General features: G+C 75.7%; 1 protein-coding gene. It reads left to right on the top strand.

The genetic code is table 11. The annotated features are described in order from the left end of the window. Positions 1-214, top strand: a 214-nt coding sequence (locus HKX41_12145; GenBank protein ID NNC24886.1) for a thiamine monophosphate kinase, incomplete at its 5' end; no start/stop codon positions are given. Positions 215-259 lie beyond the last annotated feature (45 nt).

Below are 259 nucleotides of genomic sequence, written 5' to 3'. Positions count from 1 at the left end.
CCGCCGCGCGCTGCAGCTCGGCGGCGGAGACGACTACGAGCTGTGCTTCACCGCCTCGCCGAACCAGCGCGACCCGATCGCGCGTTCGCTGGCGGCCTCGGGCACGCCGGCCAAGGTGATCGGCCGGATCCAGGCCGAACCCGGCGTGCGCGTGCGGCTGGCCGACGGCGCGGCGTGGACGCCGCCGCGGCGCGGCTACCAGCACTTCGCCTGAGTCCGCGCGCCTTCGACGCGCGGCGTTTTCTTGCCGCGTCCTTGC

Origin of the sequence: Salifodinibacter halophilus (genome assembly GCA_012999515.1) — a bacterium.
Classification (GTDB): domain Bacteria; phylum Pseudomonadota; class Gammaproteobacteria; order Nevskiales; family Salinisphaeraceae; genus Salifodinibacter; species Salifodinibacter halophilus.
This window is presented reverse-complemented; position numbering and strand designations above follow the sequence as displayed.